The 16,619-nt window shown below is 74.5% G+C and carries 17 protein-coding genes and 1 riboswitch; of the genes, 10 read left to right on the top strand and 7 right to left on the bottom strand.

Going from position 1 to position 16,619, the window contains the following annotated elements; all coding sequences use genetic code 11:
- A partial coding sequence (locus J1M41_RS00005; RefSeq protein ID WP_241247525.1) for a CPBP family intramembrane glutamic endopeptidase occupies positions 1-842 on the top strand: 842 nt, incomplete at its 5' end.
- An 18-nt stretch (positions 843-860) separates the two neighbouring features.
- On the opposite strand, the gene J1M41_RS00010 is transcribed toward J1M41_RS00005, so the two are convergent.
- A complete protein-coding gene (locus J1M41_RS00010; RefSeq protein WP_043280097.1) occupies positions 861-1,514 on the bottom strand; it encodes a VOC family protein in 654 nt (217 codons plus the stop codon).
- Positions 1,515-1,675: 161 nt separating this feature from the next.
- Positions 1,676-1,791: riboswitch (SAM riboswitch) on the top strand.
- Positions 1,792-1,921: 130 nt separating this feature from the next.
- On the opposite strand from J1M41_RS00010, the gene J1M41_RS00015 reads away from it, so the two are divergent.
- Positions 1,922-3,289 carry a bifunctional o-acetylhomoserine/o-acetylserine sulfhydrylase gene (locus J1M41_RS00015; RefSeq protein WP_206450897.1) on the top strand — a complete coding sequence of 456 codons (1,368 nt, stop codon included), beginning with the start codon at positions 1,922-1,924 and terminating at the stop codon, positions 3,287-3,289.
- A complete protein-coding gene (locus tag J1M41_RS00020; protein WP_206450898.1) occupies positions 3,286-4,416 on the top strand; it encodes a homoserine O-acetyltransferase in 1,131 nt (376 codons plus the stop codon). Before J1M41_RS00015 ends, J1M41_RS00020 begins: the two co-directional genes overlap by 4 nt.
- Before the next feature lie 75 nt (positions 4,417-4,491).
- On the opposite strand, the gene J1M41_RS00025 is transcribed toward J1M41_RS00020, so the two are convergent.
- On the bottom strand, positions 4,492-5,385 hold the full coding sequence (locus J1M41_RS00025) for an SGNH/GDSL hydrolase family protein (protein ID WP_041103533.1): 894 nt from the start codon (positions 5,383-5,385) through the stop codon (positions 4,492-4,494).
- Positions 5,386-5,465: 80 nt separating this feature from the next.
- Between J1M41_RS00025 and J1M41_RS00030 the strand changes: the two genes are divergently transcribed.
- On the top strand, positions 5,466-6,158 hold the full coding sequence (locus tag J1M41_RS00030; RefSeq protein WP_036340883.1) for an alpha/beta hydrolase: 693 nt from the start codon (positions 5,466-5,468) through the stop codon (positions 6,156-6,158).
- A gap of 52 nt (positions 6,159-6,210) precedes the next feature.
- Here the strand turns inward: J1M41_RS00030 and J1M41_RS00035 are convergent, their stop codons facing one another.
- Positions 6,211-6,453 (bottom strand): RNA-binding S4 domain-containing protein, encoded by a 243-nt coding sequence (locus J1M41_RS00035; protein WP_036317588.1) that lies wholly within the window; start codon positions 6,451-6,453, stop codon positions 6,211-6,213.
- A gap of 141 nt (positions 6,454-6,594) precedes the next feature.
- Between J1M41_RS00035 and J1M41_RS00040 the strand changes: the two genes are divergently transcribed.
- From J1M41_RS00040 to J1M41_RS00050, 3 genes are read left to right on the top strand one after another with little or no spacing between them, the layout of a single operon-like run.
- Complete coding sequence (locus tag J1M41_RS00040) at positions 6,595-7,977, top strand: glycine--tRNA ligase (RefSeq protein ID WP_044659691.1); 1,383 nt, start codon at positions 6,595-6,597, stop codon at positions 7,975-7,977.
- Positions 7,974-9,110, top strand: coding sequence for a GNAT family N-acetyltransferase (locus J1M41_RS00045; RefSeq protein WP_206450899.1), 1,137 nt, complete (start codon positions 7,974-7,976; stop codon positions 9,108-9,110). The genes J1M41_RS00040 and J1M41_RS00045 overlap by 4 nt, the downstream gene beginning before the upstream one ends.
- Positions 9,107-9,742 (top strand): cation transporter, encoded by a 636-nt coding sequence (locus J1M41_RS00050; RefSeq protein ID WP_041103529.1) that lies wholly within the window; start codon positions 9,107-9,109, stop codon positions 9,740-9,742. Before J1M41_RS00045 ends, J1M41_RS00050 begins: the two co-directional genes overlap by 4 nt.
- 7 nt (positions 9,743-9,749) lie before the next feature.
- Here the strand turns inward: J1M41_RS00050 and J1M41_RS00055 are convergent, their stop codons facing one another.
- The 3 genes from J1M41_RS00055 to J1M41_RS00065 form a co-directional block, all read right to left on the bottom strand.
- A complete protein-coding gene (locus J1M41_RS00055) occupies positions 9,750-10,304 on the bottom strand; it encodes a hypothetical protein (RefSeq protein WP_206450900.1) in 555 nt (184 codons plus the stop codon).
- A gap of 271 nt (positions 10,305-10,575) precedes the next feature.
- A complete protein-coding gene (locus tag J1M41_RS00060; RefSeq protein WP_206450901.1) occupies positions 10,576-11,043 on the bottom strand; it encodes a hypothetical protein in 468 nt (155 codons plus the stop codon).
- Positions 11,040-12,062 carry an LLM class flavin-dependent oxidoreductase gene (locus J1M41_RS00065; protein ID WP_170748002.1) on the bottom strand — a complete coding sequence of 341 codons (1,023 nt, stop codon included), beginning with the start codon at positions 12,060-12,062 and terminating at the stop codon, positions 11,040-11,042. Before J1M41_RS00065 ends, J1M41_RS00060 begins: the two co-directional genes overlap by 4 nt.
- Before the next feature lie 139 nt (positions 12,063-12,201).
- On the opposite strand from J1M41_RS00065, the gene J1M41_RS00070 reads away from it, so the two are divergent.
- The 3 genes from J1M41_RS00070 to J1M41_RS00080 all read left to right on the top strand — a co-directional run bounded on the left by J1M41_RS00070 (position 12,202) and on the right by J1M41_RS00080 (position 15,448).
- Entirely contained in the window at positions 12,202-12,618 is a 417-nt protein-coding gene (locus J1M41_RS00070; protein WP_170748003.1) for an ankyrin repeat domain-containing protein, read from the top strand.
- Positions 12,619-12,855: 237 nt separating this feature from the next.
- On the top strand, positions 12,856-14,049 hold the full coding sequence (dusB, locus tag J1M41_RS00075; protein ID WP_206450911.1) for a tRNA dihydrouridine synthase DusB: 1,194 nt from the start codon (positions 12,856-12,858) through the stop codon (positions 14,047-14,049).
- A 121-nt stretch (positions 14,050-14,170) separates the two neighbouring features.
- Entirely contained in the window at positions 14,171-15,448 is a 1,278-nt protein-coding gene (locus J1M41_RS00080) for a deoxyguanosinetriphosphate triphosphohydrolase (RefSeq protein WP_044659705.1), read from the top strand.
- 18 nt (positions 15,449-15,466) lie between these two features.
- Here the strand turns inward: J1M41_RS00080 and J1M41_RS00085 are convergent.
- Positions 15,467-16,619, bottom strand: a 1,153-nt coding sequence (locus J1M41_RS00085) for an ABC transporter ATP-binding protein (RefSeq protein WP_241247526.1), incomplete at its 5' end; no start/stop codon positions are given.

Raw genomic sequence — 16,619 nt, forward strand, 5'->3', positions numbered from 1 at the left:
CCCCCGCGCTGCCCGCCCCCCCGGCGCGCACGGTGCGGTGGGAGATCGCGATCGTCCTCGGCCTCTCCCTGGGGAAGTCGGCGGTCTACGCGATCGTCCAGCTCATCGACAAGGCCACCCAGGCCCCGCTCGGCGAGCAGACCACCGTCCTCAACCCGGCCCTGGCCGACCGCTGGGCCTTCGACCTGACCTATCAGCTGCTCGGCATCGGGTTCGCGCTGGTGCCGGTGGCCCTGGTGCTGCACCTGATGCACCTGCGCGGCCGGAACCCGTTCCGGGTGCTCGGCCTCGACCTGCGCCGCCCCGGCCGCGACCTGGCCTGGGGCCTGGGCCTGTTCGCGGCCATCGGGCTGGGCACGCTCGGCGTCTACGCCGCCGGCCGGGCCCTGGGGATCACGACGGCGATCGTCGGCTCGGCGCTCGGTCAGAGCTGGTACCAGGTGCCGGTCCTGCTGCTCTCCGCGCTGCGGCACGGACTGCTGGAGGAGGTCATCGTGGGCGCCTGGCTCGTCGACCGGCTCGGGTATCTGCAGCGGCTGCGCGCCGCGGGCCTGGCGCGCGATCCGGCGCCGGCCGTGCCGTCGTCGTGGGTGAGCGCCGAGGGGCTGTACCTGCCGACCCGCGCGGCCGTCGTGGTGTTCGCCCTCGCGCTGCTGCGCGGGGCGTACCACCTGTACCAGGGGATCGGGCCGGGCGTGGGCAACGCCCTGATGGGCGTGGTGTTCGCGCTCGTGTTCCTGCGGGTGCGCCGGGTGATGCCGCTGGTCATCGCGCACACGCTGCTGGACGCCGTCGGGTTCGTCGGCTACCCGCTGCTGGCGCGGGCGGGGCTGCTCGGTTGACCGGCCCCGCCCCCGCGCTCAGAGCGTGATCTCACCCTTCGGGGTGCGGAAGGTGACCGAGACGATCCCCGGGGTGCCGGAGGGCGCGACGTACTCGATGTTCACGTCCTGGACCTGGCCGTCCTCGTCCTCGCCGCCCAGCCACTCGGCGAGGCGCTCGGGGGAGCCGGCGATGTTCAGGTGCTCGATGGTGGCCTGCGGCTCGGCCGCCTGCGAGGGGTGCATGTCCTCCTGACCGTCGGCCCAGCGCAGGATGTACGGCAGCTGCGGGTCCGCGAGGGTGCCCTTGATGCCGATCTGGCGCCAGGACAGCTCGCGGCCGTCCGGGAAGCGACGGTTGCCGGGGACGGCCTCGCGGCCGAGGCGGCGCTCGAACCGGCCGATGTCCGGGGTGGCCACGGCCCAGCTCATCCAGCCCCCGCCCTGCTCGGTGCGGGCGCGCACGAGCTGGCCGAACGGCGCGCTGAGGGAGGCCGGGTGGTCCAGGGCCTCGACGACCTCCAGATACTGCCCCTCCGTCATGGGAAACAGTGCGTTCTGGGTGCCGAAACGTGGGTGGACACCGCCCTTGATCCGCTCGATGCCCAGCGTCTCGGCGATGCGGGCGACCGTGGCGTCCAGGCCCTCGGGGCCGGCGGCGTAGGACACGTGGTCCATGCGACAGGTGTGCACTGCGCTGTTCCTCTCCGTTCCCGGGCTGCCCCGGGGGTTGACCTGGTGCGAGTCCAGGGGGTCGAGCCCTTGACGGGTCGGGCGCCCCGTGCGGAGAGCGTATCCGCGTGTGACACGCGTGACGAAATCGTGGCGGGGCGGCGGGCTACACTCGGAGGCACGGTCACGAGAGTCAGCAACAGGCCCCGGCATGCTGACCGGCAACCCTCCTTCCGCGGTGGGGTGCCCCGGGTGACGACCAGGCCGGCCCCACAACGGACGCCGGCAAGCGCGGGCCGATCCCACGGCCCCTCTCGACGGCGCCGGGTCATCACCGGCACCTCGACGACGCCGGTCCCCGGATCGGCACGTCGGCCGGCGGGCGGGGCGGCCGGGTCCGGCCCCTGAACCCTTCAGGAGGGTCCGCCATGACCGACCAGACCACCCCGACCCCCGACGCCTGGGGCTTCTCCACCGCGCAGGTCCACGCGGGCGTCGCCGTCGGCCAGCACGCCTTCGGTGCGACCGCCCTGCCGATCTTCCAGACCACCTCCTACGACTTCCCGTCCGCCCAGGTGGCCGCGGACCGGTTCGCACTCAAGGACCTCGACCCGCTCTACACCCGCATCGGCAACCCGACGCAGGGCCCGGTGGAGGAGAAGATCGCCGCGCTCGAGGGCGGTGTGGGCGCGCTGCTGCTGGCCTCCGGCCAGGCGGCGACGACGTTCGCGATCCTCAACCTCGCCGGCGCCGGCGACCACGTGGTCGCCTCGGCCAGCCTGTACGGCGGCACGCAGAACCTGTTCAAGCACACCCTCGCCAAGGTCGGCGTCGAGACGACGTTCGTGACCGACCCGGACGACGTCGAGTCCTGGCGCGCCGCCGTCCGCCCGAACACCAAGGCGTTCTTCGGCGAGACCCTCGGCAACCCGCGCGGCGACGTCCTGGACGTGCGCGCCGTCGCCGACGCCGCCCACGAGGCCGGCGTGCCGCTGATCGTGGACAACACGCTGGCCACCCCGTACCTGCTGCGTCCGATCGAACACGGCGCCGACGTCGTCACCCACTCCGCCACGAAGTACCTCGGCGGGCACGCCGCGGCCATCGCGGGCGTGATCGTCGACGCCGGCACGTTCGACTACGCGCAGCACGCCGAGCGGTACCCCGGCTTCAACGAGCCGGACGAGTCGTACCACGGCCTCGTCTACGCGCGGGACCTCGGGGTGGGCTCGCCGCTCGGCGCCAACCTGGCCTTCATCCTCAAGGCGCGCGTGCAACTGCTGCGCGACTACGGCTCGGCCATCTCCCCGTTCAACGCGTTCCTGGTGAACCTCGGCCTGGAGACCCTGTCCCTGCGCATGGAGCGGCAGGTGGCCAACGCGGCCGCCGTCGCGCGCTGGCTCGAGGGCCGCGACGACGTCGAGCACGTGGTCTACGCCGGCCTGGAGTCCAGCCCGTGGCACGAGCGCGCCCAGCGCTACCTGCCGAAGGGCGCGGGCGCGTTCGTCTCCTTCGAGATCGCGGGCGGCCGCGAGGCCGGGGCCGCGTTCGTGGACGGGCTCACCCTGCACCACCACGTGGCCAACATCGGCGACGTCCGCTCGCTCGTGGTGCACCCGGCCTCGACCACCCACTCCCAGCTCGCCGACGACGAGCAGCGCGCCGCCGGCGTCACCCCCGGCCTGGTGCGGCTCTCGCTCGGCGTGGAGGACATCGAGGACATCCTCGCCGACCTCGAGCGCGGCTTCGCGGCCGCCGCCCGCCGCGGCGACGACGACGCGGGGGAGCGGGCATGACCGCCGTCGCCACGCGTCCGTCGCGCACCGCGCTGCCCCGCGGCGGCCGCCACCGCCTGCGGGTCGGCGAGCTGCGCACCGAGACCGGCGGGCTGCTGCCCGACGTCGAGCTGGCCTACGAGACCTGGGGCACCCTCGCCGCCGACGGCGCCAACGCCGTGCTCGTGCTGCACGCCCTCACCGGCGACGCGCACGTGGCCGCGCACGAGGAGGACCCGACGCCGGGCTGGTGGGACGCCCTCGTCGGCCCGGGCCGCGCCGTGGACACGGACCGGTGGTTCGTGGTCGCCCCCGCCATGATCGGCGGCTGCCACGGCTCCACCGGGCCCTCGACGCCGGCCCCCGACGGGCGGCCCTGGGGCTCCCGGTTCCCGTTCCTCACGCTGCGGGACGCGGTCGAGGCCGAGCGACGCCTGGCCGACCACCTCGGGATCGGCGCGTGGCGCGCCGTGATCGGCGGATCGATGGGCGGGGCCCGCGCCCTCGAGTGGGCCGCGACCCACCCCGCGCGCGTCGCCGGGGTGGGTGTGCTGGCCGCCACCGCGGCCTCCTCCGCCGACCAGATCGCGTGGGGGCAGGCGCAGACGGCGGCCATCCGCCTCGACCCGGACTTCGAGGGCGGCGACTACTACCCCGGCCCCGGCCCCGTGGCCGGCCTGGGCATCGCCCGGCGCATCGCCCACACCACCTACCGCACGGCGGGCGAGCTCGGCCAGCGGTTCGGCCGGGAACCGCAGGGCGTCGAGGACCCGTTCGGCGCCGTCGTCGGGGTGCCGGGCGGGCGCGGGCGCTACGCCGTGGAGTCCTACCTGGACCACCAGGCGGCCAAGCTCGCCGACCGGTTCGACGCGAACTCCTACCTCGTGGTCACCGAGGCCCTCATGGGCCACGACGTCGGGCGCGGGCGCGGCGGCGTGGCGGCGGCGCTCGCGGACTACCGGGGCCGGGCGTTCGTGGCCGCCGTCGACTCGGACCGGCTCTACCTGCCGGCCGAGTCCGAGGCGCTCGCGGCGGCGCTGCCCGCGCGGCCGCCGGTGCACACGATCGCCTCGCCCATCGGCCACGACGGGTTCCTCACCGAATACGGCCAGGTGGCCGACACGCTGAAGCGCACCCTCGCCCTCTGAACTTTCGTTCGGGAAACGGCGGCGTGTCGCGGCACTGTCGTTCGGGAAACGGCCACCGGTCCCCGCCGGCCGGGCTCAGGGCTCGACGATGTCCAGCGGCTCGGTGTGGTCCGAGCCCTGCGGCATCGGCGCGCCGAAGAGCGGCTCGGGGACGGGGCGCTTGGCCGTGACGCCGTCGCCCGAGGAGACGCCGCGGAGGCGGCGGACCACCCACGGCGCCAGGTGCGTGCGCACCCATGCGGCGTCCGACGCGCGGGCCGCGCGCCACGTGCGCGGCGCCGGCGGGGAGAGGCGCAGGTGCTCGAGGCCGTGCTCCACGCCGAGGGTGTCCAGCACCATCGCGGCGATCGTGTGGTGGCCGAGCGCAGAGAAGTGCAGGCGGTCCTCGGCCCACATCTCCCGCCGGGCGAGGTCCTTGAGCGACCACATGTCCGGCACCAGCGCGTCGTGCCGCAGCGCGATGGTGCGCACGTTCTCGTTGTAGATCGCCACGGTGCCGCGGATGCGGCCGATGACGGGCGTGCCCTTCACGTCGGTCGCGTTGAACAGCAGCACGGTGGCGCCGTCGGAGGCCAGACGCTCGACGACGGCGTCCAACCGGACCGCGATCTCGTCCGGGTCCGCGCCGCGCAGGATGTCGTTGCCGCCCGCGCAGACGCTGATGAGGTCCGGCCGCAGGGCGAGCGCCGGCTCCACCTGGTCCTCGGCGATCTGGTCCAGCAGCTTCCCGCGGACCGCCAGGTTGGCGTAGGCCAGGTCCTCGCCGGGCGGCGTCAGGCGGGAGAGCTCCTCGGCCAGGCGGTCGGCCCAGCCGCGGTGGTAGCCGGGACGGTCCGGGTCCGGGTCGCCGATGCCCTCGGAGAACGAGTCCCCGATGGCGACGTAGCGGCGCCACGGATGGGCGGCGGGGTCGTCGACCGGGGTCGCGTCGGAGGCGTGCGGAGGCTGGGAGGAGGATGGGTTACCCACGGGTAGGATTCTGCCCACGTCGCGCGGGAGGGGTCAACCTCCGGGAGGGGCCGACCGTGCCGCTCGCTAGGCTGGCGGACGTGAACGCGAACCCCACCCCCGCCGTCGAGCCCGTCGTCCGCTGGTCCCGCCCCGAGGGCGAGCGCACCGAGGACCTGCTGATCGTCCTGCACGGCTACGGCGCGAACGAGGACGACCTGTTCGGCCTCGTCCCGCACCTGCCCGAGCACGTCACGGTGGCCGCCGTGCGCGCGCCCCTGCCCCTGCAGCCGGGCTCCCACGCCTGGTTCCCGCTCTCCCAGGACCCCGTCACGGGCGAGCTGGGCTCCACCGCCGAGCCGGTCCGCGAGGCCGTCGAGGCCCTGCACGCCTGGGTGCAGGCGGTGCGCGGGGACTTCCGCACCGTCTCCCTGCTCGGCTTCTCGCAGGGCATGGCGATGGCCACGTCGCTGCTGCGCCTGGACCCGGAGGCCTACGCGTGCACCGTGGCGCTGTCCGGCTTCGTGGTGGACCCGGAGCTCACCGAGCCGCGGCTGCGCGAGCTGTTCACCCGCGACGACGACGTCGCCCGCGTCCGACCGAAGGTCTTCTGGGGCCGCGGCCAGGAGGACCCGATCATCTCCGAGCCCCGGGTCGAGGAGACCCATGCCTGGCTGAACGCCCACGTGGACCTCATGAAGATCGTCTACGCCGGGCTCGGCCACGCGATCAACGAGCAGGAGCTGGGCCACGTGAAGGAGTACCTCGCCCACATGGTGCCGCCCCGCGGCTGACGCACCGGACACGCTCGACGACGGCGCCGCGGCCGCCCGACGGGGCGTCGGCTCAGGCCTGCCCGGCCTGGACGACGAACGCCTCGCCGGCGAACTCGACGACGTCCCCGTCGTGCAGCTGGGCGCCGCGGCGCGTCTCCACCGCGCCGTTGACGGTGACGAGCCCGTCGGTGACGACGTCGCGGGCCATGGCCCCGTCCTCCACGAGGGAGGCGAGCTTGAGCGCCTGGCCGAGGCGGATGGACTCGTCACGGATGGGCAGGGGCTGGGCGTCGGGTGCGTTCGTCTCGGTCATGGTGTCCATCATGGCCGGTAGGCTGGACGGGATCGACCGGCGCGCCGCGCCGGAACGGGCCCGCCGCCTCGAAGGCGGCCGGGCGCCGTCGTCGTCGTGATCCCCTCCCGCCCCGCCGATGAGTACGGAAGTGATGCCCCCATGGCTGCCAAGTCCCCGCTGGACAACGTCATCAACCTCGCCAAGCGCCGAGGCTTCGTGTTCCAGGCCGGTGAGATCTACGGCGGTTCGCGCTCCGCGTGGGACTACGGGCCCCTGGGTGTGGAGCTGAAGGAGAACATCAAGGCGGAATGGTGGAAGACCTTCGTGCGCTCCCGCGAGGACATGGTGGGCCTGGACTCCTCCATCATCCTGCCGCGCGCGGTGTGGGAGGCCTCCGGCCACGTCGAGACCTTCACCGACCCGCTCGTGGAGTGCACCCAGTGCCACAGGCGCCACCGCCAGGACCACCTGCTCGAGGCGTTCGAGGCCAAGAAGGGCCGGCCGGCCGAGGGCATGGCCGAGATCGTGTGCCCGGACTGCGGCACCCAGGGCGCCTGGACCGAGCCGCAGCTGTTCTCGGGCCTGGTCAAGACCTACCTCGGCCCCGTGGACAACGAGGAGGGCCTGCACTACATGCGCCCGGAGACGGCGCAGGGCATCTTCGTGAACTTCCTCAACGTGCTGGGCGCGGCCCGGAAGAAGCCGCCGTTCGGCATCGGCCAGATCGGCAAGGCGTTCCGCAACGAGATCACCCCGGGCAACTTCATCTTCCGCACCCGTGAGTTCGAGCAGATGGAGATCGAGTACTTCGTGCCGCCGGCCGAGGCGGGCCAGCACTTCGACCGCTGGGTCGAGGACTGCTGGGACTGGTTCATCGACCTCGGCATCGACCCCGCGCACCTGCGCAAGTTCGACGTCCCCGCGGACGAGCGGGCGCACTACTCGGACGCCACGATCGACCTCGAATACGACTTCGGCTTCACCGGCGGCGACGGCTGGGGCGAGCTGATGGGCATCGCGAACCGCACCGACTACGACCTGGGCCGGCACACCGAGCACTCGGGCACCAAGATGCAGTACTTCGACCAGGCCAACAACGAGCACTACACCCCGTACGTGATCGAGCCGTCCTTCGGCCTGACCCGCGCCATGATGGCGTTCCTCGTGGACGCCTATGCCGAGGACGAGGCCCCGAACGCCAAGGGCGGGGTGGACGTGCGCACCGTGCTCAAGCTGGACCCGCGCCTGGCCCCGGTCAAGGCCGCCGTGCTCCCGCTGTCCAAGAAGCCCGAGCTGCAGCCGGCCACCCAGTCCCTCGCCGCGGAGCTGCGCGGCCTGTGGAACATCGAGACGGACGACTCCGGCGCGATCGGCCGTCGCTACCGCCGCCAGGACGAGATCGGCACCCCGTTCTGCATCACCGTGGACTTCGACACCCTCGAGGACCAGGCCGTGACCATCCGCGAGCGGGACACCATGGCCCAGGAGCGCGTGGCGCTGTCCCAGGTGAAGTCCTACCTGCTGGAGCGCCTGGTCAAGTGAGCGGGGACGTGACGGGAGCGGCCGGGGCCGCGGGGCACGACGACGACGGCGTGTTGTTCGACTCCGCCGCGGTCGCCGGCGGGGAGGTCGTGCTGCGTCCCTGGCGGCCCGGGGACGACCTGGCCCTGCTCGAGGTGTGGGGCGACCCGGCCAACGCGCAGCAGCACCAGGACCGGGCGATGCTCGCCGAGGACGCGGAACGGCCCTGGCGCCGCGCGCTCGTGGCCGAGGACGCCGGCGTGCCGGTGGCGGCCGGCGTCGTCTACGCCTCGTCCGTGCACCCGCGGCGGCTGTGGCTGTACGTCGAGACCGCGGCCGCCGAGCGGCGCCGGGGCATCGGCCGGGCGCTCGTGGCGGCCCTGCGCGGGCTCGCCGCGGAGGCGCACGCCGCCGGCGCCATCCCGACGACCGCGCTGAAGGCCCGATTCGCCAAGGACGCCCTGGTGCCCGGCGTGGCCTGCGCCGACCCGCAGACCGAGGCCGACAGTGCGACGGGCCGCCCGCCCGTGGACACGGACGCCGTGCGGTCCCAGACCGCCGCACTGGCCGCCGGCACCGAGGCGTTCCTCGTGGCCCAGGGCTTCACCCCCGTGCAGCGCTCCCGCCGCGTCGCGATCGCCCCGGGGGCCATCGGCCTGCCGGATGTGCGCGGGGAGGAGCACCCGGACGGCGTGGTCCTCGAGGAGGCCTCGACCGGCTCCGTCGAGCTGACGCAGGCGGTCGCCGCGTTCTATGACGCCGTGCACGCGTGGGACCCGTCGACCCTGAGCGTCGGGGCCGCCCAGCAGCTGCTGCTGGGCCCGGCCACCGGGGCCGCGGGCGCCGTCGTGCTCCGCGACGCGCCGAAGGCCGAGGGCGGGCGCATCCGCGCGTTCGCGGTGTCCTACACCCCGGAGCGCCAGGACGCGCCGGCCGATGTGCTCGTGGGCTGGGACCCGGAGCTGGGGGAGAAGGACGCGCTGCAGGCCGTGGCTGACCTGCTCGCCCTCCTCGTGGCCCAGTACCCCGTGCAGGTCGAGGTGGACGAGGCGATGGCCCCGCTGGAACGGATCGTGGACGGGCTCATCGGCGGCAACGCGGCGCGGACGCTGGTGGACACGTACGTGTTCGTGGACGACGCGCCGGGCGCGTGAACCGGGCGGCCGTAGCGGACCGCCGGCGCACCCGCACCCTGCGGGGCACCGTCCTGGCGGTGGCCCTGCTCAACGGCGCCTACCTGGTGGTCGAGATCATCCTGGCGGTGGGGATCGGCTCGGTGGCCCTCGTGGCGGACTCCGTCGACTTCTTCGAGGACTTCGCCGTCAACCTGCTGATCTTCGTGGCGCTCGGGTGGACGGCGGCCCGGCAGGCGGTCATCGGCAAGGTCATGGCCGGGATCATCGTGCTGCCGGCCGTGGCGGCGCTCGTCATGGCGGCCACGAAGATCGGCGACCCCGAGCCGCCGGCCGCGGGCGTGCTGCTGGGGGCGGCCGTCGGCTCGCTCCTCGTGAACATCGTGTGCGTGGTCCTGCTGGCCCGCGTCCGCGTCGACGGCGGCTCCCTCACCCGGGCGGCCTGGCTCGCGGCGCGCAACGACCTCGTGGCCGGCGTCGTGCTGATCGCCCTGTCCGGGATCACGGTGCTGACGGCGTCGGGCTGGGCGGACATCATCGTGGGCGTGCTTCTCGTGCTGCTCAACGGCTCCGCCGCCAAGGAGATCTGGGAGGCCGCGACCGAGGAGCACCTGGCGGCCCAGGCCCTCGCCGGCGAGGTCGACGACGACTGAGCGGTTCCTACGGGGCGGCGGGCAGCCGGGCGGCGAGCACCGCCCCGACGGCGGCCAGGCCCAGGAACACCGTCAGCGCCGGTGCAAGACCGACGGCGCCGGCCAGCGCCCCGACCGCCGGGCTGAGCCCGACCCCGGCCAGCCGCATGCACCAGCTCGTCACCGCCAGCCCGGTCTGCGGCCGGAGCCCGGGCGCCTCGTCGCCGAGCGCATAGGCCACGGGCACCACCACGGCGCAGCCGAGCCCCGCCAGGGCCAGCCCCGCGAACGCGGCAGGCACGGCCACCGGCTCGGGCAGCGGCGCCAGGGCCAGCCCCAGCCCCACGACGACGGCGCCCAGCCCCGCCGTCAGCGCCCCGCGGCGTCCCAGGGCGGTGAGGGTTCGGTCGCCCGCGAGGCGTCCGACGAACTGCGCGCCCAGCAGCGTCGACGCGCCGAGCACCGCCGCGGCCGGATCCAGGCCGCGCTCCGTGATCAGGAACAGGGTGGCCCACGCGTTGCCGAACTCCTCCACGCCGAACCCGGCCATCGCGATCACCACGGCGGGGACGAGCACGGCCACGGCGGCGCGGCGGGGGAGGGCTTGGGCGCTCCGACGGTGCGGGTGACTGATCCGCGGCGCCGCGGGCGGACGCCGAGTCCACGGGAGCCTCCGCCAGGAACAGGCGCCGGACCCCCAGCAGTACCGCGACGCACACGGCGCCGTTGAGCCCCAGGTGCAGGGCCGCGGGGCCGCCCACGGTGATGACCGCCGCACCGAGCCCGGCACCGGCGGCCGCTCCGAGGCTCCAGCCGGCGTGCATGGTCGTGAGCACGGGCCGGGCCAGCCGGGTCTACACCTGCAGGCCCTGCGCGTTCTGGGCGGTGTCCACGACGGCATCGAGCACCCCCGAGGCCAGGACGAGGCCCGCGAAGACCCACAGCAGCCAGGCCGCGGCCGTGCCCGCACCGTGCCCGGCCCCCGCGCCCGCCCCGGCGATGTCGAGGACGAGACCGGCCGCCGTCGTGAGCAGGGCGATGGCCACGCTGCCGGCGAGCATGACGCGGCGGGCGCCGAACCGGCGCAGGATCGGGGCGGGCAGGGGCCCGGCGAGCGTGCCGCCCACGGCGAGTGCAATGACGAGCAGGCCGAAGGCGGCCGGGTCCAGGCCGAACGCGGCCTTGGCCTCCGGGTAGTGCGGGATGAGCGCGCCGAGCAGGGCGCCGTTCGTCGCGAAGGCGGCGGTGACGGCCCAGCGCGCGCGACGGGCTCGGGCGACGCCGTCGTCGGCGGTCGGGAGGTGCGGCGGGGCCTCGCTCATGCATCCCAGCCGAGCAGGCGCCAGACCTCCGCCCAGCCGGCGAAGATCTTCGCGTTGTACTCGACCCCGAGCTGGTTGGGGTTGGCGAACAGGACCCAGTCGGCGGCGGCGACGGCGTCGTCGGCGGCGAGCTTCTCCGCGACCTCCTCGGCGGACCCGGCATAGGTCGGGCCGGAGCGGGCGGCGCCGCCCTCGAGCATGCCGGAGGAGTCGCGCGAGGCCCGCTCCCGGCCGAAGTACAGCTCGTCCTCCCGGTCCTGGATGACGAACGCGGAGCGCGTGACCGCCGTGCGGCCCGGACCGGCGTGGCCGGCCGCGGCGAAGGCCTCCCGGTAGCGCGCGATCTGGTCGGCCTGCTGGACGTGGAAGGGGCGGCCGTCGTCCTGCAGGAGCAGGGTGGAGGAGAGCATGTTGTAGCCGTCCGTGGCGGCGCCGGCCACCGAGCCCACGGAGCCGGACCCCCACCAGATGCGGTCCGCGAGCCCGGGGGAGTGCGGCTCGATCCGCAGCGGCTGCGAGCTGTGCGCCCAGCCGGAGGTGAGGTCCGGCGTTGCGATGCCCTCGCCGCGCACGGCCGAGAGGAACCGGCGTCCGCGCTCTCGGGTCACGTCGGCCCAGGTCTGCCCCTCGTCGAGGGCGTAGCCGAACTGCGCCTGGCCGTCGAGGGCGGCCTCGGGTGAGCCGCGGGAGACGCCGAGCTCGAGCCGGCCGCCGGAGATGAGGTCCGTGGTGGCCGCGGCCTCGGCCATGTACAGGGGGTTCTCATACCGCAGGTCGATCACGCCGGTGCCGAGGCTGATCCGCTCGGTGCGGGCGGCCATCGCGGCGAGGATCGGGAACGGCGAGGAGAACATCCGTTGGAAGTGGTGGACGCGCAGCCAGGCGCCGTCGAGCCCGGCGTCCTCGGCGGCCACGGCCATGGCGACGACGTCGTCCAGGGCCTGCCGCGCGTCCGGTTCGGTGCCGGGCCGGTGGATCCAGTGGCCGAAGTTGAGGAAGCCGAGGTGCTTGCGGGTCATGCCGGGTGCAACCGCGGGGCGGGCGGGGCTGTTCCCGGTGCTCGTCTGACCGCCGGCCGGCGACATCACCTGCGGGCAGACCCGCGGAGATGTCGCTGCGGAGCGGTCGATCGCCGCGGCGTCCGCCATACTGGCGGGCATGAGTGAGCAGTGGAGCGAGAAGGACATCGAGCTGGCGAACCGGCTCTTCGACATGGCGCGGGACGGGGACACGGTCCAGCTGAAGGCATACCTGGACGCCGGGGTGAGCACGCGCCTGCGCAACCACGCGGGCGACTCCTTCCTCACCCTCGCCGCCTACCACGAGCACCCGGACACCGTGGCGATGCTGATCGAGGCCGGCGCCGAGATCGAACACGCCAACGATCGCGGCCAGCGCGCCCTGACCTGCGCCACGTTCAAACGGGATGTCGCCTCGATGCGGCATCTGCTCGCGGCCGGGGCGGACCCGGACGCGGGCACCCCCTCGGCGCGTCAGACCGCTCAGATGTTCGCCGGTGCTGACCTGCTGGCGGTGCTCGACGGCGGGGACGCGGCGCCGGCGTCGGAGGCCTGACCCGCCGGGAGGACGGTCTGCCCGTCCCGGCGGGGTGCCTCTGCGATCGCCTCCCAGCGGGCCTCGTCGTGGGGCACGGTGACGCGGGTGCCGGGCGGAATGGAAGAATGGGGTCCGACATGACTTCTTCCCACACCCTCCCCGCCGCGGCGGTGACCGACGCCGACGACGTCGCCGACCTCCACGCCGCGCACTACGCCAAGTCCGCCGGCGCGGGTCGACGCATCACCGACGACGATCAGCTCCACGAGGCCCGCCACCCCCGCCCCGACGACGGACCGCCTGGCCCTGCCCCCGCTGCGGCTGGGGCCGCTGACCATCGACGTCCCCGTGGTGCTCGCCCCGATGGCCGGCATCACCAACACGGCGTTCCGCCGCCTGTGCCGCGAGTACGGTGGCGGCCTCTACGTGAACGAGATGGTCACGGCCCGCGCGCTGGTCGAGCGGAAGCCCGAGTCGATGCGGATCATCCAGCACGACCCGGACGAGGTGCCCCGCTCCGTGCAGCTCTACTCCGTGGACCCGGTCACCACCGGCGCGGCGGTGCGGATGCTGGTCGAGGAGGACCGCTGCGACCACATCGACATGAACTTCGGCTGCCCCGTGCCCAAGGTGACCCGCCGCGGCGGCGGCTCGGCCCTGCCGTGGAAGTCGGAGCTGTTCGCCTCGATCGTGAAGGCCGCCGTCACCGAGGCCTCGAAGAAGGACATCCCGGTGACCGTGAAGATGCGCCGCGGCATCGACGAGGACCACCTGACCTTCCTCGACGCCGGCCGCACGGCCCGCGACCTCGGCGTCGCCGCCGTCGCCCTCCACGGCCGCACCACGCGCCAGTTCTACTCGGGCACCGCCGTGTGGGACGACATCGCCCGGCTGCGCGAGGCCCTGCCGGACATCCCCGTGCTCGGCAACGGCGACATCTGGTCCGCGGAGGACGCCATCGCGATGGTCGAGCGCACGGGCGTGGACGGTGTCGTGATCGGCCGCGGCTGCCAGGGAAGGCCCTGGCTGTTCGGGGACCTGCAGGCCGCCTTCGAGGGCCGCCAGGACCGGTTCCGCCCGACCCTGGGCATGGTCGCGGACACGCTGTACCGCCACGCCGAGCTGCTCGTGGACACCTTCGGCGGCGACGAGACGAAGGCGCTGCGGGACATCCGCAAGCACGTGGCCTGGTACTTCAAGGGCTACCCCGTGGGCTCGGAGATCCGCACCGCGCTGTCCACCGTCCCGGACCTGGCCACGCTGCGCGAGATCCTCGCCCGCGTGGACCGGGACCAGCCCTACCCGGGCGAGGCCGCCGAGGGCCCGCGCGGCCGGGCCGGCGCCCCCAAGCGCCCGCACCTGCCGGACGGCTGGCTCGACTCCCGCGAGCTCAACGCCGAGCAGCAGGCAATGATCCAGGCCGCCGAGCTGGACGTCTCCGGTGGCTGAGCCCACGACGCCGGTGCCCGCCGCCGGAACGCCCGCCGCGCCGTCGTCGCCCTGGACCGGCGCCGCCCACCAGCCGGTGCTGTTCGGCCCCGAGGGCCGGCCCCCGTATGCCGGCCGCGCCGTGCAGACCCCCGGCTACACGCCGTGGGACCGGGAGCGGTGGCTGCCCGAGCCGCCCAAGTCCTCGTACCGCTCTGACTTCGAGCGGGATCGTGCCCGCGTGCTGCACTCCGCGGGCCTGCGCCGGCTGGGGGCCAAGACCCAGGTGGTCGCCCCGGACGCGGACGACTTCGCCCGCACCCGCCTGACGCACTCGCTCGAGGTGGCGCAGGTGGGGCGTGAGCTCGGTAGGTCGCTGGGCTGCGACCCCGACCTCGTGGACACCGCCTGCCTGTCCCACGACCTCGGCCACCCGCCCTTCGGGCACAACGGGGAGAAGGCGCTCGACGCGCTCAGCGAGGACGTCGGCGGCTTCGAGGGCAACGCCCAGACCCTGCGGCTGCTGGCCCGCCTCGAGCAGAAGAAGCTCTTCGCGGACGGCTCCTCCGCGGGCCTGAACCTCACGCGGGCCGCCCTCGACGCCGCGTGCAAGTATCCGTGGACCCGTGAGGACGCCCCGCTGCGTCCGGACGGCACGCGTTCGCGCAAGTTCGGCGTCTACGAGGACGACCTGCCCGTGTTCCGCTGGTTCCGCGCCGGGGTGCCCGGCACGCGCACGTCCATGGAGGCCCAGGTCATGGACCTCGCGGACGACATCTCCTACTCCGTGCACGACGTCGAGGACGGCGTGGTCAACGCCGTGTTCCAGCTCAAGTGGCTGGCCATCCCGGAGCACCGGGAGCGCGTCGTGGAGACCACCCGCCAGTGGTACCTGCCGCACACGGACCCGGCCGAGGTCGACGCGGCCCTGGCCCGCCTCGAGGCCACCGACGTGTGGGTCTCCGAGATGGACGGCTCCCGGCGGGCGCTCGCGGCGATGAAGGACATGACGAGCCAGCTGATCGGCCGGTTCTGCAGCGCCGCCTTCGACGCCACGCGCCAGGTGTTCGGCAACGAGCCGCTCACCCGCCACGGGGCCGACGTCGTGGTGCCCGAGGAGACGGAGACCGAGATCGCCGTGATGAAGGGCATCGCGGCGGCCTACGTGATGACCGCGGAGCAGCGCCAGCCGCTCTACGCGCGGCAGCGCGAGGTGCTCGCGGAGCTCGTGACGCTGCTCGACGCGACGGGGGACCGGTACCTCGAGCCGATGTTCGCGTTCGACTGGGCGCAGGCCCCCGACGACGCAGCCCGGCGGCGCGTGGTGATCGACCAGATCGCCTCGCTCACCGATTCGACCGCCGTCGAGTGGCATCACACTCTGGTGCAGGGCGCGGAGTTCCGGCGCGTCTGGCTCTGAGGGGCCGCCCCGGGCCGGTCACTCGCCCGGGGCGACGACGGCGCACGGGCCCGCGAGCCGGACCCCGCAGGCGGCGTCGAGCGGGGGCAGCGCCCCCTCCACGCGGGCCTGGGCCCGGGTGCCGTCGGCCAGCTGGACCGTGGCCACCGAGTCGTGGCCGCGGTAGTCCACGTCCACCACGGTGGCGGGCGTCCAGACGCGCGCGGCCTCGACCCCGTCCACGTCAACGGTCGGGTCTAGGGTGCCGCGCACGTGCTCGGGGCGGACCACCACGAGGTCCCCGGGCACAGCCGTGGCCGCACGCGCCCCGTGCAGGGGCACCGGGCCGAGGGCGGTGCGCCCGATCCGCCGGCCGCCGTCGCGCTCCGGCCCGGTCACGTCCAGCAGCGGCAGCAGGGAGGCCTCCCCGACGAACGCGGCGACCCAGGCGTCGGCCGGGTGCGCGTACACCTCGTCCGGCGTGCCCAGCTGGCGCAGGCGCCCGGCCCGCATCACGGCCGCGCGGTCGGCCATGGACAGGGCCTCGGACTGGTCGTGGGTGACGAGCACGGCCGTGGCGCCGTCCTCCTTCAGCGCCTGGCGCACGTCCCGGCGCAGGCCGCTGCGCAGGGAGGCGTCGAGGGCGCCGAAGGGCTCGTCCAGCAGGATCAGCGGCGGGCGCGGGGCCATCGCCCGGGCCAGGGCCACGCGCTGCTGCTGGCCGCCGGAGAGCTCGTGCGGCATGCGCTCGCCGTGGCCGGCGAGGTCCACGAGCTCGAGGCACTCCTGGATGCGGGCCATCCGCCCGGGCCGGCGGCGGCGCAGCCCGAAGCCCACGTTCTCCGCCACGCTCAGGTGCGGGAACAGGGCGCCGTCCTGGGGCACCACGGCCACGTGCCGGCGGTGGGCGGGCACGTGCACGCGGGGCAGGGCCACCACGGAGCCGGCAAGGCTGATGCGGCCGGACTCGATGCGCTCGAAGCCGGCCAGGCAGCGCAGCAGCGTGGTCTTCCCGCAGCCGGAGGGGCCGAGCACGGCGAGCAGCTCGCCCGGCTCCAGGTCGAACTGCACGCCCTCCAGGACGGGCCCCTCCCCGTAGGAGGCGCCGAGGTCGGCCACGGACACGGCGTGGCCGACGCCGGGCCGGGGACCGGCCGGGCGGGACGCGCGGGTCGAGGCGGCGGGGGAGGGC

It is taken from the genome of Micrococcus sp. KRD096 (assembly GCF_017168495.1).
GTDB lineage: Bacteria > Actinomycetota > Actinomycetes > Actinomycetales > Micrococcaceae > Micrococcus > Micrococcus luteus.

Bases quoted from the DNA above. Each gene is read 5' to 3' on its own strand.
- J1M41_RS00070 (WP_170748003.1), top strand. From the start codon at position 12,202: ATGAGTGAGCAGTGGAGCGAGAAGGACATCGAGCTGGCGAACCGGCTC.
- J1M41_RS00015 (WP_206450897.1), top strand. From the start codon at position 1,922: ATGACCGACCAGACCACCCCGACCCCCGACGCCTGGGGCTTCTCCACC.
- J1M41_RS00040 (WP_044659691.1), top strand. From the start codon at position 6,595: ATGGCTGCCAAGTCCCCGCTGGACAACGTCATCAACCTCGCCAAGCGC.
- J1M41_RS00020 (WP_206450898.1), top strand. From the start codon at position 3,286: ATGACCGCCGTCGCCACGCGTCCGTCGCGCACCGCGCTGCCCCGCGGC.
- J1M41_RS00060 (WP_206450901.1), bottom strand. From the start codon at position 11,043: ATGAGCGAGGCCCCGCCGCACCTCCCGACCGCCGACGACGGCGTCGCC.
- J1M41_RS00035 (WP_036317588.1), bottom strand. From the start codon at position 6,453: ATGACCGAGACGAACGCACCCGACGCCCAGCCCCTGCCCATCCGTGAC.
- J1M41_RS00065 (WP_170748002.1), bottom strand. From the start codon at position 12,062: ATGACCCGCAAGCACCTCGGCTTCCTCAACTTCGGCCACTGGATCCAC.